Raw genomic sequence first — 20,035 nt, 5'->3', positions numbered from 1 at the left:
ATCACCACCTGCAAGATTGACGCAGTGGCTTGAGCGCACTGCCAAGTTCTCGGGTATCAAACTGCAAGCCGTCTATCGCCTTGTTGGCCGAACGCAGGCGCACATCGTCGCCGCGGATCAGGGCTTTCATCACCTGAATGGCCGGCAGGCCGCGGCCGGTGCGGAAGATATAGCCGGTATCATCACTGAGCCAGCGCTGCGACTGCTGCTCGACGCCGTTGATCTGCAGCCCTACCTGGGCCCAGCCATCTTCCAGCGCCGTGGGCAACATCAGTTCGACCCGGCTAATATCGTCGATGCAGCTGAGCATAAGTACCGGACGCGGTGGCAAGGCGCCTATAGCAGGCGCGGTCAACCAGAGATCTTCTACGGCATCCGCTTGATGCCCGGCAATAAAGGCCATGCCCTGTTGACGATTTTTCTCGGACGCCATGGCGACCTGAAACGCCTCGGGATAAGGGCTGCTGTCAGTGGTTTGCTGCGGCACCACGGTTGCCACCGGAGTGTTGAACAGCTCATCGAAACAAGCCAGTCGCTCCAGTCTGGAAGGGATTTGGGTACAAGCCTCTGCCTTGGCCACTGTGTCGTCCGAGGCCTGAGCCGAAGCGGCCAGCCCCCACAGGCATAAAAATATAACGCCTTGAATCCTTGACATTATTCGTTAATCTCCAACTTCTGGCATTTGTGGGAAAAGGTGCGTTTCGGCATTCCCAGACTGACAGCCGCCTTGGCTCTGTCACCGTTGCAGGCCTTCAATCTGGCGCTGATCACCGCCCGCTCAAACTGAGCTACCGCCAGCCTGAGATCGGAAATGGCCTCAAACTCCTGCCCCTCTTCGCTGGGTAATTGCGGCTTGGGCATTTCCGAATCCGTCGCCGGCAAAGACGCAGTATCTATCTCGACACCGTCGGCAGTGAGGGCGCAGGCATAATCCAGCATATTGCGCAGCTCGCGGACATTGCCCGGGTAGCCGTGGTTCTTCAGCCGATTGAGGGCGCTAAAGCGGATGCCGGGGATCTGTCGCTGCTGACTCTGATTGAACAGTGCAATAAAGTGCGCCGCCAAATCGGGGATATCCTCGAGCCGCTCCCTGAGCGCCGGTAGCTGCAGTGGAAACTGGCACAAGCGGTAGAAGAGATCGCGACGGAACTCACCACTGTGGATCTGCTCCTTGAGGTTCACATGGGTAGCGGCCACCAAGCGAAAATCGGCGTAGATCTCCTTGTTGCCTCCCAGTGCCCGGTAGTGCCCAGTTTCCAGTACCCGCAGTAACTTGGACTGCAGATTCAAAGGCATATCACCGATTTCATCTAAAAACAGCGTGCCCTGGTGCGCCTGGGCTATCAGCCCCTGCTTATCCTTGTCGGCACCGGAAAAAGCCCCCTTGGCATAACCGAACAGCTCGGACTCCAGCAGGTTTTCCGGTATTGCGGCGCAGTTGATCGCCACGAAAGGTTTGCCGCTGCGCTCAGAAAAGTCGTGTATCGCCCGGGCCACCAGTTCTTTGCCCGTCCCCGTTTCGCCCTGCACCAACACAGACAACTGTGAGGCCGCGCCGCGCACTATCTCCTGCCTGAGCTGACTCATGGCCTGACTGTCGCCCACCAGGTTCTTGCCAAGTTGTTGCATGGCATCATGTTGTTGCTGCTGGCGACGCAGTTCATCGAGCGAGCTCGACAGCTGAGACTGATCTGAATTCTGCCGCAACAACTTATCCAGCAACTGCCAGTGGCGCATAAACACGGCGGCATATTGCTGCCAGTCCTGACGGACAAGCAGACCACTGCCCTGTTGCTCGGCCAGACGCAGACAGAGGATAGCCCGCACATGACCCTCATGGCTCAGCGGGAAAAGCAGCAGTGCCTGCTCCTTGCCGACCCGATCGCACAGGCTGACAAAGCCGCTGTGCTCCTGCCAGTAGGCGAGCCGGGCCTTGTTCAGCAGCATGGCTTCGCCTGTCTGCAACACATGGGCAAACGGATGACGAAAGTCGGTAACCGCCAAACAAAGCGCCTGCAATGAGATCCCTTCACACAGGCCAAGGCAGGACAGTGGCTTGAGTTCCCGACCATCGAAGCCCGGCGCCAGAAACAGATGGTTATCCAGCCCCAGCTCCAATGCCAAAGTATCGAGAAACTGCTGCAACAGCCCATCAAACTGCTGGCATTCCAGCAATTTTGCCGCCTGTTCCAACCACTGCTCAGTCACCACTATCGCGCCTCTCCGAAGAACTCACCGTCACGGCAGCCCAGATGGATCTCACTGACCTCCTCTTTGGCCGCCAGCTTGTTGAGCAGCGACAGCGATAAGGGCGGCAGTACCTGGCCGTCTATGATGGCTTCCAGCATACGGGCGCCGTTTTCACTGCGGGTCGCGCGGCGCATGATTTCATCCACCAGAGTCTCGTCACAATGCACCTTGGCCTTGTAACGCTCCAGCAAACGCTGCTCCAGCGACGCCAGCTTGTAGTGAATGATCTCCTTGAGCACCTCTTCACCCAGCGGCAGATAGGGCACTATCTCCATTCGCGCCAGCAGCGCAGGCTTGAAGAAGGCCGCCAGCTCAGGGTAAAGCTTGTCGTCCAGCAGCTCTGGCTGGGCGCTGTAGTCCACTATCGTCTGATAGCCCAGGTTGGAGGTCAGGAAAAACAGCACATTCTGGCAGTCAATCAACCGGCCTTCGCCATCGGCCAATTCGCCCTTATCGAACGCCTGATAAAAGAGGTTCAGCACATCCGGATGCGCCTTTTCCACCTCATCGAGCAGCACTATGGAGTAAGGCATCTTGCGGATGGACTCGGTCAGAATACCGCCCTCACCGAAACCGACATACCCGGGAGGCGAGCCTATCAGCCTGGAGACAGTGTGCTTCTCCTGATATTCGGACATATTGATAGTGGTCAGGAATTGCTTGCCGCCGTAGAGCTGCTCGGCAATCTGTACCACGGTTTCTGTCTTGCCGACGCCACTTGGGCCCACCAGCAGGAAGGCGCCCTTGGGACGTCCGGCGCGGCGCAGGTCTGCCCTGGCGGTGAGCATATTCTTGTGCAGGCGTGCAATGGCCACATCCTGCCCTTTGAGGCTATGCCCCAAGAGCTCAGGCAGATGGGTTATCTTGTGCAGCTCATCGCCACTCATTTGCGATACCGGCACGCCGGTCCAGTCGGAGATGACTGCCGCTATCTGGGCCTCATCCACCTGAGGGTATATGAGGCGTTGATCGCCACTGATGGCTTCGAGTGATTCTTCGGCCTGTTGCAGCTCCAGCCGCAGCCCTTCGAGCTCTGCTTCATCGTCACAATCAAGAATGGCGCGTCTCAGGGCCACTACTTGAGTGACTCCCGCCTGTTGCTGCTGCCACAGGGATTCCAGCTCGGCATACTCACTGTCGGCTTCTTCCTGGGCTTGGTGCAGATGATTCAGGCGCTCTTCATCAACCGGATGACCGAGTTTTTTCTGGCGCTCCAGCAGTTCGGTTTCCATATGGCGCTGATGGCGCAAGTTATCCAATGCCGCCAAACGCTTGGGGGTACTGCTGAGATTAATGGCGATTCGGGCACAGGCGGTATCCAGCACATCGATGGCCTTGTCGGGCAACTGACGGCCGGAGATATAGCGCGCCGACAGATAAGCCGCCGAGCGCAGGGCGCAGTCCTGGATCAATACATTGTGGGAAGACTCATAGACCCCGTGCAGGCCACGGAGAATATTCACCGCCTGTTCGACACTGGGCTCATCGAGTTTCACCAGTTGGAAACGGCGACTCAGCGCCGGGTCTTTCTCGAAATACTTCTTGTACTCTTTCCAGGTGGTGGCGCCTATGGTGCGCAGCTCACCGCGGGCCAGAGCCGGTTTAAGCAGGTTGGCCGCATCACCGCCGCCTTCCTGATTACCGGCGCCTATCATGGTATGGGCTTCATCGATAAAGAGTATGATGGGGTCGGCCGACTGTTTGACCTCTTCAATAATCGACTTCAGGCGCTTTTCAAACTCGCCCTTAACCGCGGCGCCGGCCTGCAACAGACCAAGATCCAGCGACAACAGCTGCACCCCCTTGAGCGCATCCGGCACCCGGCCGTCACAAATACGCAGCGCCAAACCTTCCACCACCGCACTCTTGCCCACACCGGCATCACCAACCACTATCGGGTTGTTCTTGCGGCGGCGACTTAAGATGTCGATCATCAGGTTGATCTCATCATCCCGGCACAATACAGGATCCAGCTCGCCTTTGCGGGCCAACTCGGTAAAGTTGCTGGTGTATTTGGCCAGCGACGATTGGGCCTCATTCAGTACCGGTGCGCCGCGTTCGGCCTTGACCGTTTGCGATTCGGATGAAGCCTGGGTCAGGGTATTGAATTCCCGTCTCAGGGTTTCGCGATTAATGCTGCCAAGCAGAGTGGCGAGATCCCTTGGCAGGTAACGCTCGGCCTGCATCAGTGCGGCGGCGAAGATGGCGCCGGATCTCAGTTCCGTCTGGCCAAGTTCGGTGCTTGAAAGCAGCCAGGCATCCTGCAGCAGCTCGACCAGCAGCGGTGAAAATGCCGGATAGGTTTCCAGGCTCTCTTCCCTTGGCAGGGTTTCACCGGCAATTTGCCTTACCTGCTCGGCATCGACTTCGGCGGCCTTGAGCAGCAGACGCACATCACCCAGCGGATTGTCCAGCAGACAAGTCAGCAGGTGCATAAAGGTCACTTCCGGGTTCTGACGGGCAATACAGAGTGATGCCGCCTCTTCCATGGCGAGTTTGGTCACGGCATTGAGCTTGCCGATCAAGGTAGTGAGTTCAATTCGGATCATCACAGCTTCCTCAATTCAGGATCTGATACAGTTGCTTGAGCACGCCCGAGGACTTGTTCGCCAGGGACAGGGAATAAAACAGAAAGACTATGGTCAGCATCAGGCCGAAACCGGCAAAGACTGTCCAAATAGGCATCTGGCGCCCAAGGCGATAACGGGTGTTGACCACATGCTCTGTGGCCCCGGTCAGCAGTTCCGGTTCTTCTTCCCGGAGGTGGCGCAGGGTTTCATAGAGGCGATTGACTATCTTGTCGAACTCCTCACGGCCGTTGGCCACCACCTTGTAGCGCCCTTCGAAACCCAGGCAGAAACACAGGTAGATAAACTCCAGCAGTTCACGATATTTGCTCGGTTCGGTTTCCAGACGCTGCAGGATGCCAAACACCTTCTCCCCGCCCCAGGTTTCATTGTGAAAACGGGTCAGCAGCGAATGTTCGGCCCAGGCACTGTCGGCGCCCCAGGGGGTATTCATCACGGCTTCATCGATAAAGGAACAAAGCACATAGCGATAGGCCAGCACTTCGGCGCGATCATAGCCCGCCTCGGTGAGCTCGGCCTCGATGGCCATGATGTCATCCACAGTGTTGTGATAGAGCTTTTCCACATCATCCAAGATGGCCAGCTTGCGTACCCGCAACACCATGCCGATAAGAGGAGATGCCGCATCGATAAGTGCATTGAGGCTGTCACCACGCAGTTGAAACCAATACTCTTTATCGGCATTCATGTTCTGCGCTTCGTCATAGAGCAGCTCTTCGACCTGCTCAGGCGATATAGGCTGTTTTTCTGCTTTGATATCCATTTCTTAGCTCCTGATAGCCCAGAATTGCAGTTCGAGTTCCGGGAAGTCCCCCGCCACGTGGAAGGCAAAACCGCTGGAATTCACCAGCATCTCCCAAGCCCGGCTGGAACGCTCCAGCTGGAAGTAGGTGTAACCCGCGTGGTAAGGCAACTGCCTTGGGGCCACCGGCAGCGGAGACAGAGGCACACCCGGCAGCTGCAGCGAAATGAGCTCGCGGATCTTCTCCACCGAGGCGATCTTGGTCTGCTGGATAAACAGTTTCTTGAGTTCGTCCAGCGGCATTCTGGCGCGCACTGCCAGAATGAAGTCGGCCTGTTTCAACAGATCCGGATCCTGCACCGGCGCCACCATGAGGCCATACTTGCGTTTGTGCAGCTGCAGCGATACCGCCTTGGGCTCGAGCACTATGCTGAGAGACTGACGCAGAGTCGACATTACCTGAGTGAAGGCCGATACCGGCATATCGTGGTCATAGGCGGCAAACGCCGGTGCCATGCGGCTGTCATCGGTAAAGGTGAACAGCTCACCACAAACACTGACCAGAGCCTGATACAGGGTTTCCGGATGCAGGGTCCGCGACAGGGACTGGTGCTGCAACACAGGCTGCATGCGGTTGAGAGATTGCAGCAACATGAAATCGGCCACATCTGCCACCCCGCCCTGGCTCGGCGAGCCCAGGCGCTGGGCGATATTGCGGGCCCGCTCGCGCATCAGACCGGCCATCTCTCCGAGGAAACGGTGCAAAATCGGCACGGCGCTGACATTGTAATGGCAGGGAATAAAGTTGGGATCCAGCACCACACTGCCATCTGGACGCTTTTCCAGAATGCGGGCGATGGCCAGCGAGCTGTAGGCGCTGCGATCTTCCTTCTCCAGCATCAATCTGAGCCTGACCGGGCTGACATCAATGGCGGTAAAGTCGCCCTGATGGGTGTGAATGTCCCGCACCTCGTGACGCCGATTGAGATAACGTCCGGCGCCCTGCTCGTCCTGGGCCACTTCGGTAATTGAATCACTGCGCAGCGACAGCGCCAGGTAAACAATCTGGTTGGCCAGTGAGCTGTCGGCCACTTCCAGTGCGTCCGGCAATACATCTTCCTGAGGGATGTTGAACACAGTGCCATCCGGCATTACGCCACGGGCACGCTGAATCGCAATGCGACCAAAGCTGAGATACTCGGGGTTGAGTTCAAGCTCGGTGATCCCATAGAGATAACCGCTGACCGCATTGAGCCTGGCGTCAGTGAGGTATTCCTGATAACGCTGCTGCTGTTGGAAGTGCTGAGGCTTGATAAACAGCCCTTCACTCCATATCACTCTGTTTCTTGAAGACATTGTTATTCCACTTTATCCAGTACTATGTCCTGCTCACTGAAAAACATCAGCAGGTGATATTCACGGCCCATGGGTTTGATCTTGACGACCTTCTTCCATTGGGCGACCTCGGGATCACTGAAATGCGCCATGATGCCTATGTATCTGGTGTCCTCATCGACAGCGAAATGGTCGATAAACTTGAACTGTCCCGGCAGCAGGGTGTAGTCACTGTGGTCGATATAATTGGAGCCGAGCGCCTCTTTGTAATCCGCCTTAAGCGAGTCAAAGTCGGCGGCCAGAAACTTGGAGTCATCTTCCAGCTCGTACACCACCAGCTCCAGCGGCGTGGCATCGCCGGCCGCATTGGGGTTGACCTTATCGAGCGCATACATGCTGTAGGTCAGTTGTGTCGGCAGGTCTTTGGCCTCTCCCACTGGAATGGAAGGGTCCCACAGTACCTGCGCCGTTTTCTTGGTGGCATTCCATGCCGAGCTGCAAGCGGCCAGCTGAAGCAAACAAAGCCCGATTAAACCCCAACGTAGTTCACTTAAGCGGAGCTGCCTTGTGATTAACAGGATATCGGGTCTTTGATATTTTTACCGCCCTGGGCCGATTTGGCTTAGGGCGTTTGTCTATAAAAAGGATGGACAAGTCTCCTCGCAGACTGTTTAGACGCTTCGGCGTATTACCTGGTGACACCGCTTTGCTCATGACTTTGAGCTGACTTGCGATGAACTGACAAGCGTACTTAAAGCTAATTTCATTGGGCATTCGACCATGCTCTACTGCCGCTTGGCTCGCTTCTCGTCTCACCAAGTTATAACCAAGCAGCAGCCCCCATAACTCTTGATAGACAAGTTCGACTGTCTTACTCCTCAGCACTAACGCATTGTGTTGCATCGAACTTTTTATGTCTCGATACCCTAATTCAATTTCCCATCGCTCGTGGTAAAGCGCCGCGACGGCTCCCGCATCGTACTGCTCTCTGGGAAGAGACGTAAATACGGTTTTTGGCTTACCTTGTACCTGATAAGTCACGGCTCTCACTTGCCATGTTTCAGGTAGGTTAGGATTTTTCTTGCGTGCTTGTGGAGAGACTTTCATTTCGACTCGCATGTCGTCACTCTCTTCATCGTCCAGCAGGGTGTATTTCACCCCTTTCTTCGCCGGTAACAACCAATGTCTGTTAGCACCACTATTTTGGAGAGAAAGAAGCAAGTCTGCTCCATAAAAACCCTTATCCAATAAGGTCACGGAATTATCCGGTAAGGAGTCAATAAAGGGCATAGCAAGAGGAATTTCGCCTCGACGATAAGGGCTTATAGCGGCATCGACAATGACATGAGAGCGAACATTCATCATGGTCACCACCCTTAATACTGGATGAGGCGTCTGTCTGTCGCTGGATGTATTACCCGATCCAAAATGGTCTCTTAGCTCCGGTGTGTCAGCGGTTCGAAAAAGCGCACCATCCACAGCAAAGACTTGCAAACCTTGCCATGTATCCTCAGGGTAACGCTCTAACCCCCACCTATGGCTGCATTGCCTAAACAACCATTCTGGGGCTGCTTTGCCAAGGCGTTGCCTCGCTTGCGTTAAAGCACTTTTTGCTAACAGCTCCTCATTAGCCAACCCCTCGGCACAGACATTCATTCGCCGTGCAACTTCGGCAATCGGTTCGTTGCGGAAAAACGCCATTCCAACAATAAGCCAAAGAACCATATCACTCGGTAAGCGACGTCGACGAATCGTCGCTTTATCGGAAAGTGTTACCGCTTTAGCAATCCACTCGTCAGGAATATGCTCGGAGAAGGTGGTTAGCTGAGCGACATCAACAGGACTCTCTTCAAGAAAGTCGGCAAAGCAGTTTTGAATAGACATAAAAAATCGGAAACCTACAAACAGGTTTCCGATTGTCTCTCATCAGGAGGATCGGTCAACCGATCCTTATCTGATCTACGTTGCGATTAAACCCAGCCTTATCAGTCCCATCAGAATTCCCTTTGCAGTTCCCTGAGTTTCTTGTCATAGGCCTGTTCAAACACTTCCCAGAAGAGTTTACGGAAGCCCTGTTGACGGGATGACGTCAGCTCCTGGTAGTAGTTCTCATACATTTCCCAGGCCCAGTTATCACCTGGGTTGAGCGCCGACTCGCTCACCTTGCGGTATTGGCTGAAGCGCCTCAGCAAGGTGTCGGGTGAGAAAGACTTGAGGATGTAGTTGAGCGCCTCTGTGATGGCGTGCTGTACCGCTTCATTGTGGTGCCCAATGGAATTCAGACTCTCGCTGATGGCGGCCGCCGGAGACAGATGCACCGGGCTCTTGTTGTCATCAAACAGAGTGCGGACGGTTTCCTGATAATCCAGCCCCAGACGCAGCGGGTTATCTTCGATGGGCTGCAGGTTCTTGTTGATCAGATCATAACGGCTGCTTTGCGCATCCTGATGCAGTGACAGCAGGCCTTTAATGGCGGCCTGCAAAGCAGCGCCCATTTCAATGGCCAGTGCCTGCTGGGTGCCTGTGTCGTTCATATCACCCAACTGTACCCCTAAGCCGCGCAGCATAGGGCCGGTGGCGATATGGGTGCCTTCATCGGCGGGCCAATCATTGCCCAGGCCGTTTTTGACTTCAGATTCCAGTAAGTCCAGTGCATTCTCGTCCATAATATTGTCCATTTTCGCTCGTTTGTTCAGATGAATAGCCGAACCGGTATCGAAGTCCGTGTCGGCCTGGGCAGTAAAATTCTTGCCTTGCCAGTAGAGTTCCTTGGCCAGCAGGGATTCGGCGTTTTCCTGCTCTTTGGTCACAGATTCCTGGTCAAATTCAACGCTTTTGACCGCGGCCTGTTGTTGCCTGTCCAGTGCCAGTAAAGGGTCATCCAGGCTGGCATCGGTTTCTTCCTCTTCTTCGGCGGTTTCCGCCTGAATAAGTGAACCGTTCTCAGACTTGAACCATTCAGAAAGCTGGCCGGTTACCGGGTCGTCTGCCTGCTCGCTGTCGAGCAGCGTCACCCGTACTTTGTAGGGGCCAATGGCGATATGATCGTTCTCATTCAGCCGGGCTTTGCGATCCCGCCCAAGCTCCACGGTGGAGCCGTTGAGAAACACCCGACCGCAGAGATCTTCAATACAGAAATGACCGTCCAACCAGAGGATGCGACAGAAGTAGTCGCCTATGGTGCGCTCCCTGTCCCTGAGCACCCATTCGCAACCTGGGCCGGCGCCTATCAGGCCGCCGTCCTTGTTCATTCTTGTGTGGGGCACCAGGCCTGACTCCAACAACTGGGAGTTCACCACATTCAACGCAATCAAATTACTCAAGAGGCCAACCTCCCTTTATTGCCTGATTTGAATCAATACGCTCTTGCGCGTGCTATCGCCCTTGCCGAGGAAAGAGGACCATCCCAATTGGCCGCCCTTTTCTTCCCCCAGTTGCAGCAGCGGGGCTTCATCTTCCCTGAGCGTCAGCTCAAGGTCATAGGCCATCTGTTCCCGCAGGATCACTTCTATCACCTTGCAAAGTGGCTGGAACTCCCGCCCGGATGGCAGAAAATCGCGAAAACGCTCTAACGACAGCTCTTCCATACAGAGCACAAACTTGCCGCAAAGATCGCCGACCCGCTCCCCGAGCATGGTGTCTTCCCCCAGCCTGGAATTGGCCATCCCCAAACGGCAACGCTGGGACTCGGGGATCTCCACCTGTCGCAGTTGCCATTGGCGAATGCTCACCTGGGGCAGGTCGAAACAGTGCGCCACTATGCCGGCAACCGCCTGGGGCGAGCGGCTGCGACCGGCGAGCATGCCGGCGTAGGCCAGCATCTTGCACCAGTTGATTGGCGTGTCGCCGCGGATATCCTCGTTGGCCAGTCCCACCAGGGCGTAGACCTGGGCTGAAAAGCTGTCGCTGGCATCGTCCTGAAAACGCACGTAATAACGGTATTTGCGCCACAGGCGATACAACAAGGAAATCAATCTGTTATTAAAGAAATCCAGAAAGTTGCGCCGAATGCCGTCTTCATCGTCGAGCAGCATATCCAGCAGGTAACTGGGCAGCGGCGACTGGGCGCCATTGAGACCGAGAAAACAGGTCTCCAGCCGCAGGCGCCCATCCCCCAGAGACTCGAGCATGGAGATATCCGCCGGCGCAAATCCAAGGCTTGGATTGGCGCTAAACTGCAACTCACCGGCCAGTTCCCACTGGGCATCTTCCGGATCTCTGTCTTCCAGTTGGTGCAATAACTCCACCAACTGGAAAAAACTGTACTCACGGTAGTCCTGCGGCAGCCTGCTGCCACCCGGCTCCGGAAAGGTTATATCAGCGGTTGTTGACCGCTCTGGATATCCCATGTGTACCTTTCCTTGTTATGAGCATTGATAACCACCAACTCATGAAACGAGTTGATGCTGGCGTAGAGGGCAAAAAAGTGGTTCAGCACAGTGCCGAACAGGTAAAGGTCACCCTCGGAGCCGAAATACTGTTGGTCGAGTACCAGCTCTGTCTTGAGGCCGCGAACCGGCAATCCCCTGACAATTCTTTCGGTCGGCCCGGACTGAATACTGCTGATGCCGTCGAGTCGCATCCGGGTGACCCGCTCGGCTTGTCTGTCGACCAACGCCTTGAAGTCATAGGCGCGGATGATGGAACAGATGGCATCACGGGACAGCAGTGACAGATAGTTGAGCGACAAGTTGGAGATCAGGGTCCACAGCAAACTGCCATCGAGCACAGGTCGCAAAGGGTGGCTGGGCTCGGTGATATTGCTGAAACGGGCAAAGCTTGGCGATGTATCTGTGGCGACGCAGATGTCGCCCTTGCCCAACTTGGTCGGCAGTTGCCGGTTGGAGCAGGTCAGTGTCACCGACACGGCTTCTGTCATGTCCAGGCACTGGGTTTCGTCGCTGCGCACAAATGAGAGGCAATGATCCAGGCCGTCGTTGCGCATGCTGTCGCGCACCCGCATCCGGTAATAAAGCGCGGTGCGATTACGGGCGCGCTCCACTTCATGTTGGAAACTCTCAAACGGCGAATAGATCCGCTGTTGGCCGCGCATTCTGCCCTCATTGGAATCCAGCCAACCCTGCACCTTGTCGACACTGAAGATTTCAAAGTGAGATGGATGGCGACTGGAGGGCACAATCGGGTATTCGACCCGCTTGCCGTTGAGATCGATAGGATCGGCGTCGTGCTCAAACAGGTTGATAGCCGGGACACAGTAAAGCAGGAAAGTATCCTGACGCACATGCACGTCGGCAGGCAACGTCTTGGAAAAAGTGAGTTTGAGGCTGAAGTCACCCTTGAGATATTCGGGGATACACTTGGCGATTCCCTTGATATCGAAGAAATGAAACGCCTCGGGGAATGTCAGGTACTCCTGCAGGATCCGATACCCTTCATAGACGTTTTTCGGATAGGGCAAGATACCGCTGCCGGCCTCAAATCCTACTGACGCAAAGCTGCTGTGCGGCAAGCGATAACTGCCATGGGCGCCGACAATTTCGATAGAGTCCAGATAATGATTCAACCAAAGATACAGCATCTGGGCACTGTAGCTTTGGCCTCCCAGATAAAACCTGAGGCTTTCCAGCCCCATTTCAAGCAGGGAAAGGTCGCTGTTGTTATCAAAATCCAATTGAATAATAGAGGCTTCCCGGGAATGGGAAGCATCTATATGACGGATTTGCACCGGATAAACATCAACAGGACGACAGGTACGAAAATGGCAGATCTGCCCTTCGACCGGATGACTGTCCAGCATACAACCGGCCGCAATCTCCTGCCTGTGGGTGATCCCCTTCTCATGCGGATAGAAGCGCATGATGGTATGACTGGGAATCGGCCTGAGATAGTTGGGCCACAGCATGCTGATCATCGAGTGAGTAAACTCGGGGAATTCATCGTCAATCTTTTCCCTGAGTCGACCGGTCAGAAAAGCAAAGCCCTCGAGCAAACGCTCGATATCGGGATCAGTGTGGTTACCGTGAAGATAACGCGCCAACTGCGGATGGATATCCGAAAATTCCCGCCCCTGCTCTCTCAAGAAAGCAAGTTCATCCCTGAAGTATTTGTCCTGAGGCACTGCTAAACCACTCTGTATCTGCGACTGTTATCCAATAACAAATCGATCTTCAACTTATCCTTGTTGGAAGCCACTCTGATGCTGCCGTAGATGTGGAACCTGAGGTTCATCGGATTGCCCTCATCGAACAACACACTGACATCAATATCTGTCAGCCTGGGTTCAAAGCGGCTCAGGCAAGCCTTGATTCCGTTACGCATCCTCAGGCCAAGATCCACACTGCCGGAACTGGCATCATTGAAATCGAACAGTCCCAGTTCAGGACAGCTCTGGCTTTCTCCAATGCGGGTATTGAGAATATGTGAAACATTACGTTTGATGGAATCGACGACAGCATCCAAGCTGCTGTCGCCATATCCACTTTGGCGTTCGGCTCCCAAGCGTTCAAAGAAGCCAACACCAAAAGTTCCGGAGAAATCATCGTTCAACAACGTGATTACTCCTGATCCAAACGTCCTACCAGCGACAGTTCAAAGTTGGCACCCATGTACTTGAAGTGCGGACGCACAGCCATGGAAACCTGATACCAACCTGGATCGCCCTGAACATCCATCACCTCAACCTTGGCGGCACGCAAAGGACGACGGCTACGAACATCTGCCGGTGGGTTTTCCTGATCGGCGACATACTGTTTGATCCAGTTGTTCAGCTCGCGCTCCAGATCCTGACGCTCTTTCCAGGAACCTATCTGCTCACGCTGCAACACCTTGATGTAGTGTGCCAGGCGGTTGATGATCATCATGTAAGGGATCTGGGTACCCAACTTATAGTTGGTCTCGGCTTCCTTGCCTTCCTTGGTGTTGGGGAACACCTTGGGCTTTTGAATCGAGTTGGCAGAGAAGAAGGCCGCATTGTCACTGCCCTTACGCATAGTCAGGCTGATAAAGCCTTCATCGGCCAGTTCAAATTCCTTACGGTCGGTGATCAAGACTTCAGTCGGGATCTTGGACTGCAAAGCGCCCATGGATTCAAACACGTGTACCGGCAGATCTTCCACCGCACCACCACTCTGTGGGCCAATGATGTTAGGACACCAGCGATACTTGGCGAAGCTCTCGGTCAAACGGGTAGCCAGAGCAAACGCTGTATTACCCCAGAGGTAATCTTCGTGGCTGGCGCTGACATTTTCACGATAGTTAAAGCTGCGAACCGGGTTATCGATTGGGTCATAAGGCACACGCAGCAGGAAGCGAGGCGCCGTCAGACCTATGTAGCGAGCATCTTCAGACTCACGCAGCCCACGCCACTTGGTGTACTTGGGGCTTTCGAAAGTAGACTTGAGATCCTTGAGATTCGGCAGTTCTTCAAACGAGTCGACACCGAAGAATTCAGGCGCAACTGAAGACAGGAATGGCGCATGAGCCATGGCCCCAACAGCACCAACGTACTGCAGCAGCTTCATATCCTGAGTCGAAGGGGTGAAGGCATAGTTACCGACGATAGCGCCAACAGGCTCACCACCGAATTGGCCGTAACCGGCAGAATAAACATGCTTGTACAGACCAGACTGAGCAGTTTCCGGTGAAAATTCAAAATCATCCAGCAGCTCGTCTTTGGTGACGTGCAGCAATTCAATTTTGATATTCTCACGGAAATCGGTTCTGTCAACCAACAGCTTGAGGCTGCGCCAGGCTGATTCTATCTGCTGCACCTTTTCATTGTGCAGAATGGCATCCATCTGCTGGCTGATCTTCTTGTCCAGCTCAACCAACATCTTATCGACCAGAGCCTTGTTGACCGGCTCGGCAGTGTTGTCTGTCTCCAGAATGTTACCGATGAAAGCAGCAACACCACGGCGAGCAATGTCATAGCCTTCATCCACCGGCGCCATCCGGGTTTGTGCCATTATCTGATCGAGCAGAGTTGCATTGGCACTTTGGGAAGCGCCTGATGTTTGATTTTGAACATCCATGAATTTTGATTCCTCAATTACACTTGTGTCTATATCCGAGACATAATCCACAGCCTATCTCCATAACGGCTTATATTGGCTTGAATTATTGTTCCATCTGCTGCAATTCACTCAGCAGCTTTTCTCTAGACTCTTCCGTTGCAATTAATTCCTGCAACTTGGCTCTGAAGGCAGGAATATTTCCCAATGGTCCCTTAAGTGCAACCAAAGCTTCACGAAGTTCGATTAACTTTTGAATTTCAGGAACCTGCTCACCGATAGAATCAGGTGAGAAATCTTTGAGGGAATCGAATTTAAGATCAACAGACAACTCAGCACCATCTTCATCTGTCAATTTATTGTCAACTGTCGCAGAAATTGACAGATTGGCTTCTTTCATAACGGATTCAAAATTAGATTTATCAACTTGAACCGTCTTACGCTCTTCCAATTGAGAGTCTTCAGGATGACCCTTAAAATCACCTAAAACCAACAACTTAAGAGGAAGTTCCATTTCACTCTGTTGATCACCCGTAGAGGGAACATATTTGATGTTAATACGTTCCTTCGGAGCGACTGAACCATCTTTCGCCATGAGATTATCTCCATATAAGATCTTTTACGACTGGTAAGTCCATTTCAAAAGCAGACCTAACTTACAAGCCCAACAAGTTATAGTCAATCGGCGTTTCAGACCTTAGTATAATAGGCGCAACTACATTTATTTAACAAAGGAAACAATAATATTAAAACACATAATACTTTAGTAGGGTGCATATTATCCCAAAAGGCTAAATTTAAGAACATTAGATAATCAAAACTACTTTTTTATAGAGATGGCATGCCATTAAAAAGTCAGTTTCAAATGCAAAAAGTAAGAGATCTCTTACAGTGAATAAAGAAAGATCCTTGGCCTATTCTGCAAAAGCGGGAAAAAACCAAGACCTAAGTATTAGCGTTTGTTAAATTACAGTAACCGGTCAAAAACCAAGCCAGAGACCAGAGACTAGAGAGCAGAGAGTCACCAAGGAAGCAAAGGACCATTAAGGAAGCTACCTATGGGTCCCATACGCGCTCTATATAGGTAAACAGAAGTGTGTGCGAGGCGAGCTCGCCGCGAATGCTACAAACAGTGACCACTTTTCTTTGCCCATTGTTTCCTGCTTTGGCACATCATTCTAGCTGCCCGGCATCTTGGATGGCGGCAGAGGTTCCAAACCTATTCGATACAAGCTAGAAAAGTGTTATCTCTAAGCATCCTCGACAAGGAAGTGAGTGGTGCCAGGGATCCCCAAAAAATCAGCACCTTTTCGCTGGATCTGGAGTGACTTCTTTAAACAGGTAAATGCTGCAGGAAGGCCCGAATGGTTAGGGACTCCTTCAAGGCCAAGAGTTCCTTATTTGCAGGGATAATGGAATGGACCCATCCCCTTTTAACCGGCCTCGCAATGGGCCACGATGAAGTTGTTGAAAGTCATCTGGAAAGAGGATGGGTCCACTATGAAGATTACAACCATCGGTTTGGATATCGCAAAGTTGGTGTTCCACGCTGTTGCGGTCAACAAAGCAGGTAAGCTGGTGCGCAAGAAAATGCTTAAACGAAAAGAAGTACTCGGTTTTTTCGCTAAGTTGGAACCTTGCCTGGTCGCGATTGAAGCCTGTGGTGGCGCTCACTATTGGAACAGGGAAATTACTGCCCTTGGTCATCAGGTTAAGTTGATCCCTCCTCAATATGTCATTCCCTATCGGCAGGGAAATAAAAATGACTACAACGATGCCCTTGCCATAGCGGAGGCGGCTCAGCGACCAAACATGCGCTTCGTGCCCGCCAAATCTATCGAACAACAAGATGTGCAGATGTTGCACAGGGTTCGTGAGCGACTCACACAGCAAACCACCGCCTTGGTGAATCAGGTTCGAGGCATGTTGGCCGAATATGGCATCGTGCTGGCAAAGGGAAAAACGGCCTTTCGCAGTCAATTGCCCGACATTTTGGAAGACGGTGAGAATGCACTCACAGCCAAAGGTCGAGCGATTTTCCATGGACTGTATAATGAGTTTGTCGAACTTGAGAACAGGCTGAAAGGGTGTGAAAAGCAGGTATTGCAGGAAAATGCTGATAATCCTATCTGCCAACGATTAGGCACCGTCTTGGGGGTTGGTCCTGTCACTGCGACGGCATTTTATGCCGCTGTTGGGGAGGGGAAGGCATTTCACAATGGCCGCCATTTTTCAGCTTGGTGCGGTCTGGTGCCCAGGCAGCACAGCAGTGGCGGCAAGGATAATCTGCAGGGGATCAGTAAGCGAGGCAATGCCTATCTACGAACCTTGTTCATTCATGGTGCCAGGTCCATTTTGCGTCACTGCGAGCACAAAACCGATAAGCTCAGCCTATGGGCGAAGGCCCTCGTGGAGCGTCGAGGCTTTAATCGCGCCTGCGTTGCAGTAGCCAACAAGCTTGCCAGAATTGCCTGGGTCATAGCGGCCAAAGAAGAAACGTATCGGCCGGCGACATGAAGCTTATAAATCAGGTTGTGAAGTAAGATAATGCCAACCTATCACCAAGTTGCGGTGACAATTGATTTGATGATGAGACAGTCAGACTGTTCTACTTAAAACCTGTTGAATCCATAGGCTCATCGTGAAGCCGCAGGGATGATGAGGAAAGTAGAAGCACATATCCATCAGGGCCAGAGATTTAACTCAGTAACAGGCCGAATATATGGGTGCAATGAACTCTTCTCAAATTGAAATCAAATGTCTTGCAAACGGGATGGGTCCATATATGGGTTGCGAAGATCCCTGCTGAGATATAACTACATCAGCAGAGATCTTGTCTTGCCTGGTCTGGTCGTATCCATGCTCTTGCTAGTGATAGGCTTCCACATCGTAAATTGCATCGATATAAATAACCGGCGTTATTTCTGAGATGATTTTTTCGGCTTGTTCTTTAGCAGCTGAAACTTCAGCTTCACTTACAGGTGCGCCCCCCTTATCAAGGCTTTTTATAATCATAAAGTCGACATTACTTTCTCTATAATACTTTTCAGCGGCATATATATAGGATAAAGCGACCAGCATTTCATCTCGATTCGTTCCTTTCGGCCACTCTTTCCTATTCACGTGAATAATTGAACGTGAGGAGTTAAAACCTAAATGAAATGCTCTTTTAGCATAATAATTGGCCATTTCAAAGCCGATAACTTTATAAAAAATACCCGCCAGCATATCCATTGCCGGTGCAAAGTTATCGTTAGCCGCCATTTTGAGTAGAGTCACTACCTTAGCTGTATCGGCTTCACTGAGTTTACCAGCCTCGTAAGCTAGACCATAATCGAATGCCAGACTTACCATAGGGGCATAATACTTCTGCTTAGCCGCTTCTGCCGCCCTGTCGGCATCCATGGAGGCTGCATAGCGACTCAGTACATCATCGGGATTGGCTTGCAAGCGCTGCCGGAAAGCTTCCCGCGCCTTGTCCACCCAGGCATCGTCGCAGTATTGATCTAAATACCACTCACAGTTTTGCAGGGTTTCTCCCGCCGGTACCAAACGCCGCATCGCATAGGGGTTTCCAGCCATAGCAGCCTCATGGATCCATTTGTCTCCACCAGACAGAACACTGAGTCGTAAGACTGTCATGCCATACCATAACATGGCATCACTGTTGCCTGCCTCAGCCAGCGGCAAGAGTGCCTCTGCGGCCAAATCCTTTCTCAGCGACTGCAACTCATATAGACCTTTGAATAAAGGATCACCGGGCTTGACCAAGCTACTGGCATAGATATCCGGATTGGGCTGACTCTCGGCTGCCAAGGCCAGTAACTCGTCATTATCAATAATCGCAGCATGGGGGCTGGGTTGTGTACTCTGGCCGCCATATAGCCACAGCCCGAGCAAGCATATCGATAACACCAGTGTTCCGATTGTTCGCAATGAAACACTAAAAGCAACTAATTTAAACTTAACCGTTTGTTGTCTCATCTACAGATAATAGGATTAATAATAATTATAATAACGATGATCGAATAACTCATCAATATATACAACAGGGGTTATTTTCTCAATAATTTTTTTCGCTTCTTCCTTGGCATTAAACAATTCAGCTTTCACAAATGGCTTTTCGATTTTACTGACATCATCTTTTAAAAATCGTAAAATCGCATCATCACCAAAATAATCATTCGCAACATATGCATAAGGAAGTGCACGTACAAGATATTCTCGATCAGATGTCTTATTAAACATCTCCTTATTTCTAAAATATATTGAGCTAGTAGAATCACTTCCGAGCAGCATAGCCTTTTCAGCCCAGAATATTGATTTACCATAACCAATCGTATCAACAAAAGCACGCATAGCAAGCATATTCATAGCAGGGACAAAGTTATTGTTTGCTGCCAAGGTTAATAGCTGTGCTAACTTTCTATTTTCTTCAACTGTACGGACATTACTTCTATGGGTGTCCATATACTCGACTACCAAATCCGTTAACGGTGCATAATACTTATTCCTAGCTGCCTCAGCAGCTCTATCCAATGCCTTTGAGGCAGCATAACGAGCCTGCACATCTGTCGGATTATTTTTTACTCTTTCTTCAAAGGCTTGCTGCGCTTTATCTGCCCAACTCCGGTCACAGAAACCCACCAAGTAAAAGTGACAGATATTCTCTTCATCTTTAGTGGGAACAAGTTTTTTCATCGCATAGGGATTACCCAGCTTAGCTGACCGCTCTATCATACTCGGCGCATCAGAACTGAGTATATTCAACCCCAAAGATGCCAAACCATACCAATACATTCCCTTTGAATTATCGCTACTGGCAAAGGCGGCCAGCTCACTACTGGCCGCCTGATACTGAAGTCGTTGCAACTTATAGAGTCCTGAAAATAAGGGGTTGTCGGGTTTAATCACGCTGCTGGCGTAAATGTCCGGATTAGGCTGACTCTTGGCTGCAAGTGCCAAGAGCTCCTTATTTTCAAGAATGGGTTGATGCGAATAGCTAAGATCTCTGTTGATATATAAGTAGATAACAACGGCCAAGAGAGCAGAAAACGTGGCTACCGCCAGCAACAGTAACCCGGCCCGCTTCTTCTTTTCAGAGATTTTTTCGAACCTTTCTATAATTGTGCCCACAGTCGCATCCATGC

Annotated in this window: 16 protein-coding genes; 1 reads left to right on the top strand and 15 read right to left on the bottom strand. The window is 52.1% G+C overall.

The features are described 5' to 3' along the window. Position 1: 1 nt before the first annotated feature. The 13 genes from vasI to tssB all read right to left on the bottom strand — a co-directional run bounded on the left by vasI (position 2) and on the right by tssB (position 15,480). Complete coding sequence (vasI, locus tag E1N14_RS04200) at positions 2-655, bottom strand: type VI secretion system-associated protein VasI (RefSeq protein WP_025012072.1); 654 nt, start codon at positions 653-655, stop codon at positions 2-4. After that, entirely contained in the window at positions 655-2,211 is a 1,557-nt protein-coding gene (locus E1N14_RS04195) for a sigma-54 interaction domain-containing protein (protein WP_025012071.1), read from the bottom strand. The genes vasI and E1N14_RS04195 overlap by 1 nt, the downstream gene beginning before the upstream one ends. Next, positions 2,211-4,799, bottom strand: a complete 2,589-nt coding sequence (tssH, locus tag E1N14_RS04190) for a type VI secretion system ATPase TssH (RefSeq protein ID WP_062793985.1) — start codon at positions 4,797-4,799, stop codon at positions 2,211-2,213. Before tssH ends, E1N14_RS04195 begins: the two co-directional genes overlap by 1 nt. Positions 4,800-4,809: 10 nt before the next feature. After that, positions 4,810-5,601 carry a type IVB secretion system protein IcmH/DotU gene (gene icmH, locus E1N14_RS04185; RefSeq protein ID WP_028781258.1) on the bottom strand — a complete coding sequence of 264 codons (792 nt, stop codon included), beginning with the start codon at positions 5,599-5,601 and terminating at the stop codon, positions 4,810-4,812. A 3-nt stretch (positions 5,602-5,604) separates the two neighbouring features. After that, a complete protein-coding gene (tssK, locus tag E1N14_RS04180; RefSeq protein WP_025889987.1) occupies positions 5,605-6,936 on the bottom strand; it encodes a type VI secretion system baseplate subunit TssK in 1,332 nt (443 codons plus the stop codon). A gap of 2 nt (positions 6,937-6,938) precedes the next feature. Next, positions 6,939-7,433, bottom strand: coding sequence for a type VI secretion system lipoprotein TssJ (tssJ, locus tag E1N14_RS04175; protein WP_247600994.1), 495 nt, complete (start codon positions 7,431-7,433; stop codon positions 6,939-6,941). A gap of 28 nt (positions 7,434-7,461) precedes the next feature. After that, positions 7,462-8,799: an IS4 family transposase gene (locus E1N14_RS04170; protein ID WP_062794030.1), complete on the bottom strand. Its 1,338-nt coding sequence runs from the start codon at positions 8,797-8,799 to the stop codon at positions 7,462-7,464. 110 nt (positions 8,800-8,909) lie between these two features. Beyond that, on the bottom strand, positions 8,910-10,238 hold the full coding sequence (gene tagH, locus E1N14_RS04165; protein ID WP_062794014.1) for a type VI secretion system-associated FHA domain protein TagH: 1,329 nt from the start codon (positions 10,236-10,238) through the stop codon (positions 8,910-8,912). Between the two features lie 15 nt (positions 10,239-10,253). Continuing rightward, positions 10,254-11,264: a type VI secretion system baseplate subunit TssG gene (gene tssG, locus E1N14_RS04160; RefSeq protein ID WP_051547222.1), complete on the bottom strand. Its 1,011-nt coding sequence runs from the start codon at positions 11,262-11,264 to the stop codon at positions 10,254-10,256. Beyond that, a complete protein-coding gene (gene tssF / locus E1N14_RS04155; RefSeq protein ID WP_025889991.1) occupies positions 11,228-12,994 on the bottom strand; it encodes a type VI secretion system baseplate subunit TssF in 1,767 nt (588 codons plus the stop codon). The genes tssG and tssF overlap by 37 nt, the downstream gene beginning before the upstream one ends. Before the next feature lie 2 nt (positions 12,995-12,996). Then, on the bottom strand, positions 12,997-13,425 hold the full coding sequence (gene tssE, locus E1N14_RS04150; RefSeq protein ID WP_051472870.1) for a type VI secretion system baseplate subunit TssE: 429 nt from the start codon (positions 13,423-13,425) through the stop codon (positions 12,997-12,999). 5 nt (positions 13,426-13,430) lie between these two features. Beyond that, positions 13,431-14,906, bottom strand: coding sequence for a type VI secretion system contractile sheath large subunit (gene tssC, locus E1N14_RS04145; protein WP_025889984.1), 1,476 nt, complete (start codon positions 14,904-14,906; stop codon positions 13,431-13,433). 85 nt (positions 14,907-14,991) lie between these two features. Further along, positions 14,992-15,480, bottom strand: coding sequence for a type VI secretion system contractile sheath small subunit (gene tssB / locus E1N14_RS04140; RefSeq protein WP_025012103.1), 489 nt, complete (start codon positions 15,478-15,480; stop codon positions 14,992-14,994). 905 nt (positions 15,481-16,385) lie between these two features. Between tssB and E1N14_RS04135 the strand changes: the two genes are divergently transcribed. Beyond that, a complete protein-coding gene (locus tag E1N14_RS04135; RefSeq protein WP_025012161.1) occupies positions 16,386-17,402 on the top strand; it encodes an IS110 family RNA-guided transposase in 1,017 nt (338 codons plus the stop codon). A 351-nt stretch (positions 17,403-17,753) separates the two neighbouring features. Here the strand turns inward: E1N14_RS04135 and E1N14_RS04130 are convergent, their stop codons facing one another. Then, entirely contained in the window at positions 17,754-18,869 is a 1,116-nt protein-coding gene (locus tag E1N14_RS04130) for an SEL1-like repeat protein (RefSeq protein WP_152134876.1), read from the bottom strand. Positions 18,870-18,884: 15 nt separating this feature from the next. Continuing rightward, positions 18,885-20,033: a hypothetical protein gene (locus tag E1N14_RS04125; protein WP_025012101.1), complete on the bottom strand. Its 1,149-nt coding sequence runs from the start codon at positions 20,031-20,033 to the stop codon at positions 18,885-18,887. Positions 20,034-20,035 lie beyond the last annotated feature (2 nt).

It is taken from the genome of Shewanella algae, assembly GCF_009183365.2.
Taxonomy (GTDB): Bacteria; Pseudomonadota; Gammaproteobacteria; order Enterobacterales; family Shewanellaceae; genus Shewanella; species Shewanella algae.
Note: the sequence above shows the minus strand (reverse complement) of the source record. Positions and strands in the feature narration are given on the sequence as shown.